We start from the raw sequence: 4,893 nt of genomic DNA on the forward strand, positions 1-4,893 counted from the left end.
GCATCATTTTATTAAACTGCGGAACAATATCGACCCCACCTATAGAGTTGAGACTGATAGCCAATGTATGTTTGCCTCCAATTACTCCCCCAGCAAAAGTTGTAAATCCAGGAATTCCTCCTCCATGCCCCCAAACTGAAACACCGTTTGGAAGTTTAGTCTCATAGATTCCAAGACCGTATGCGTCACCAACCCCTTTTCCTTCTATAGGAATTGTAGTAAGCATTTCTTTTAGCTCGCGTTCCTTCAGTAACTTACCACCGAGTAAAGATGAAAAGAACTTATTTAAATCATCCGCATTAGAAATCATATCTCCAGCTGCATTAGCTAAACTCGGATTATAATAAGTAATATCTTTCAACTCGCCTGTTCCTTCCATTTTCACATATCCACGAGCATGATTCTTTCCTGGGATGACGGGTGAATTTCCTGGTAAAAACGTATTTGATAGGTCCAAAGGTTCAATAATGCGCTTTTCGATTTCTTCCGCATAACTATTTCCAGTTATTTTTTCAATAAGCATTCCTAGTATTACGTATCCTGTGTTTGAATACAACCAGTCTTTACCCGGCGAGAAATCTGGAGGCAGCGAAAGGCCTATTTTCACTATTTCTTCTGCTGTATACGTTTTTTTCGAATTCATTATGTCCGCGTCTTTTGACTTTAAGTATTCAGCGATACCACTCGTATGATTCAAAAGTTGTCGTATCGTAATTTGATTACCATCATACCCATTTCCTTGCACGAGACCCGGTAGCCACTTTTCAATTGGATCGTCAAGTTGTAAGCGCTTTTCTCCTACTAATTGAAGAATAGTCGTGGCAGTAAACGACTTCGTCACACTACCAATCCGAAAGCGATAATCCGAATTCACCGGTTTCTTTGTACTTAAGTCCGCCACGCCAGCAGTAAAACTACTAGTTTTTCCGTTGTTAGACGCCTTAGCTAATATTCCTACAGCACCAAGCTGTACTGTTTCCTGCATTACTTGTTTCCAGCCATTACGATTCTTTTGATCATGTACTTGTGACGAACTAGAAATATTTTGAGTTGACTCTGCAGTCACAGTAAAACCAGGTGTAAATAGAGCAGTACCCGCTAATAAAACTGCAAAACTTGCTAACTTAATTGAATTACATTTTTTCATAAGGCTTTCTCTCCTCCATTAATATCGGATTGATTCAAGCTATACTTTCATCCTATATGATAAATCTCTCTTTTTTCTTATCCATTCCTTACGAAATACTTACGTTTAAATTTAAATACGGTAAACTGAGGAAGAGTTATGCATGCAAATAAAAAGAGAACATGTTTTCATTTTTTATGTAAACACGTTCTCTTAAACATTTAAAATTCTATATCAACTTTTCATCCTATTCTTTACACAACTAATTTATATTCCTTTTTACCAGCCCGCACTAGCATTCATACCATTTCCAATAATAGAAAGTAATAGCGGCCATAATACTGGTCCCAATGTAAGAAATACATTTAGAAGTATGAGCATTCTATATCCAACGGTGAAATTGTGATTTTTACGATTAACAAATACTAAACTGATTTATGATATTATAGTTGTTAAAAATAATACTAACATTAGCAACCAATACCACACCATTAAACTAAGACTCCATGGTGTTAATAGCTCATGTATGATACAAAATGTGATTCCTAATACAGAAAAACTAAAACTAGTCACCGCTGTTTTTATAAGCCATTTATTTATTTTTTTATCGTATGTATTTTTACAATATAAATCTATTAAAGTATATAAAGATAAATATGCCATTAATACACCTATCCAAGACAATAACCAGTCTCCGTCCCCTTTGAATAATACGTACAGTAACCAACACATACCTACTGCTGAAAAAACAAAGGAAATAAGTATGCTTTTTAATACCGATTTCATTACATTTTCACACCCTTAAAAAATCAAAAATTAATTATGATTTATAAAAATTAAGTATAGGTTAACACGTAATGAAGTATAAGTAAATAAAGTTAATTTTATTTACCTATTTGAATACGGTTTCATATAAGAAAATAATTCATGTTAATCAAATTTCCATATAAAAAAGAAAAGGTGAATATTTATGTATCCACCTTCCCATCTCCCTCTACCCACTTCATTATTTCTTCCACATCTAAATCCGTATACGTCTTTTCACCATAACGAACAGACTCATATAACGAGATAATATCCCTTGTTCTACAAATTCTTTTTAACCATTGTTGCATCGTTTCATAGGACCTTCTCTGTTCATGAAATGGTAATGTTCTTTCCCATTCAACTAACGTTTTTCTTATCTTATCTGTCGGTAACGGCTGTTCTAACTGATGAATGACTTTTTCATTCTTTATGCTTCTTACCGCAGTTTGCTTTGTAATCAATTCTTTCTCCTGTACTATTTCTGTTTTCGTCAATTTTTTCCTAATATACTTGTAGATGGCATATATAATTGATATTGCAATTATCACATAAAAAGCTATAGTAATCCATATATTTGAAAGAACAGAAAGCAGGTCACTCCATAGACTTTCTCTTTCGAAAGGTTGAAATTTTTTACCCGTTTTCGTTCTTATACCTGTATCTTCTACTTCTTCATATTCATCTTCATCTATTTTGGAATCATCAAAATTTTCACCTATACTAGTAAAGTCATAATTTCTTTCCGATATTGTCTTAGTCTTACTGAAAAAACGCTCTTTTACTATGTCCTGTACATACACAACACCTTGTGATAACGTTATCGCACTAATCGCAAAGAAAATTATGATTAAAGTTCTTACACTCCATAACTTCACTTTCATATGCCGCTTTTTATTCACCATGACATAAGCCCCTTCTTATTCTTTCATTACAATCCATTTATTCGTTCTACTGTATTTCTTTGGTGAAGTACCAATAATTAAAGGAACCGCATCCAGTTCCTTTCGACGAAAGCCTGCTGTGTAAAAGTAAGAAGAAGATATAGGCGTATCTTGGTCTGATATCGAGGCAAGTACCTTTAATACATTTTGCAAATGTTTCCGATTATCCCCATTTTTTATATGTAGCAAACCGTTACCTTTTACACTATTGATCCATACTTCAAACGAACAGTTTTGCATAAGAAGTTGTTTGCATATACCTGCTGTTAATTCAATTAGTTCCTCTATATCATTTCGCAAAGAAACACCACTTTTATTTTGCAAGTTGAGATAAATCGCGTATTTATCACATTGTGTTCGCTCATACTTTTTCGCAGTTATCGTCCCTGTTTTCGCTGTTGCACTCCAGTGGATGGAACGAAAATCTTCATTTTCATAAGACTTTACTCCCATTACTTTCGTTTCATCATATAAGGGTGAAGACATCGCTTTTCGAAATCCTCGTGACCATTCTTGTAATTCAGGAACTTGTATTTTCGGAACAGCTGGTAAGACTAAATAAGAGGGCGTATCAACTTGTTTATATGTTATATGGTTCGTTATAAATCCAAAGAGATCAGTAATAACAATTTCAACTTCTTCCCATTTCGCGATGCCTCTTTTTAACGCTACAGCTTGCAAATCAAATGAAACTGACTCCCTTCCTTTTAAATTAAAATTCATATAATAATTTGAACCTGTACTATGATTTTTGTTTATTTCATCATGATTCCAAGTTAGCTTATTTTCACATTTAAATCGAAATACGATATTAAGAATAGGAAATATCGACTTGTTTGAAATTTTCATTTTGCACATATTCGTTTCACCTATAAAAACGTTCGAATTCCCTTGACTGTATTCCCATTCAACACGAGATACTTTACGTATATATACATGCATAGCACCTATTAAAATTACATATAAAAATACGAGAGATAAAAACAGTAGATTACTTGAAAATACACTTAAAATAACGGCTACAACTGACATAACCCCCATTACGAAAGGCTCCGCTAAAGGTGTATACACAAGCTGTTGATTCATCGTACATTCTCCACTGGCACACTAATCGTATGAAGAATTTCTTTCATAATTTGTTCTTTCGTCGTTTTCATCTCTCCCTCAATCGTTAACGTTAAACGATGAGCACAAACGGATGCAGCGAGCGTCTTAATATCATCTGGCGTACAGTAATCTCTTTCATTTAATATTGCCCGTGCTTGAATTGCTCTCATAAATGCCAACGTTCCCCGAGGGCTTACACCAATTTCAATTAACTCATGGTTACGAGTTGCTTCAATAATTTCAAGGAGATAATCTTGCACATCATTCCCTACTAACACTTCTCTTGCACGCTTTTGCATCGTAATAATTTCTTCACTTGAAATAATAGAATGTAACGTTTCTAATGGATCATTCATTTGAAACCGATTCATCATTTCCTTTTCAGCTTCTCTCGTATGATAACCTTGGCGTATTGTGAGTAAAAACCGGTCTAACTGAGCATCTGGTAACGGAAATGTGCCCGCTGATTCGAGTGGATTTTGCGTTGCTATAACTAAAAAAGGTTCTGGTAATGAATGTGTCTGTTTCGCAATTGTAACAGTACGCTCTTCCATAACCTCAAGTAACGAAGATTGTGTTCTCGGTACAGCTCGATTAATTTCATCCACTAATACGATATTTGCAAAAATGGGTCCTAACCTTGTTTTAAAATCCGATTCCTTTACATGAAAATATTCAAGACCAATAACATCTCCAGGCAAAGTATCCGCTGTAAATTGTATTCTTTGAAATTTAGCGTCCACACTTTTAGCCAAACTTTTCGCTAATGTTGTTTTTCCTGTCCCAGGTACATCTTCTAATAAAATATGTCCCCTTGCTATTAGAGCAATGGCTGCTAGTTCTATCGATTCGTCTTTTCCTATAATAACCTTCGAAATATTATTAGTAATTTTCTTTAATGTACTCATATAG

The 4,893-nt window shown here is 34.4% G+C and carries 4 protein-coding genes and 1 pseudogene; all 5 read right to left on the bottom strand.

Annotation, left to right across the window (positions count from 1 at the left end; all coding sequences use genetic code 11):
• Window positions 1–1,147: serine hydrolase domain-containing protein (locus GBN78_RS28465; protein ID WP_152127967.1), on the bottom strand; the 1,147-nt coding region annotated here is incomplete at its 3' end.
• Between the two features lie 258 nt (window positions 1,148–1,405).
• Window positions 1,406–1,912, bottom strand: a pseudogene (locus GBN78_RS28470) (DUF3902 family protein).
• Between the two features lie 182 nt (window positions 1,913–2,094).
• Window positions 2,095–2,835 (bottom strand): signal peptidase II, encoded by a 741-nt coding sequence (locus tag GBN78_RS28475; protein ID WP_152127968.1) that lies wholly within the window; start codon window positions 2,833–2,835, stop codon window positions 2,095–2,097.
• A gap of 15 nt (window positions 2,836–2,850) precedes the next feature.
• Window positions 2,851–3,960, bottom strand: coding sequence for a DUF58 domain-containing protein (locus tag GBN78_RS28480; RefSeq protein ID WP_152127969.1), 1,110 nt, complete (start codon window positions 3,958–3,960; stop codon window positions 2,851–2,853).
• Window positions 3,957–4,889 (bottom strand): AAA family ATPase, encoded by a 933-nt coding sequence (locus GBN78_RS28485; RefSeq protein WP_152127970.1) that lies wholly within the window; start codon window positions 4,887–4,889, stop codon window positions 3,957–3,959. The genes GBN78_RS28480 and GBN78_RS28485 overlap by 4 nt, the downstream gene beginning before the upstream one ends.
• Window positions 4,890–4,893: the final 4 nt, after the last annotated feature.

The organism is Bacillus sp. B2-WWTP-C-10-Post-4, assembly GCF_009183805.1.
GTDB lineage: Bacteria > Bacillota > Bacilli > Bacillales > Bacillaceae_G > Bacillus_A > Bacillus_A cereus.

Bases quoted from the DNA above. Each gene is read 5' to 3' on its own strand.
- GBN78_RS28480 (WP_152127969.1), bottom strand. From the start codon at position 3,960: ATGAATCAACAGCTTGTGTATACACCTTTAGCGGAGCCTTTCGTAATG.
- GBN78_RS28485 (WP_152127970.1), bottom strand. From the start codon at position 4,889: ATGAGTACATTAAAGAAAATTACTAATAATATTTCGAAGGTTATTATA.
- GBN78_RS28475 (WP_152127968.1), bottom strand. From the start codon at position 2,835: ATGGTGAATAAAAAGCGGCATATGAAAGTGAAGTTATGGAGTGTAAGA.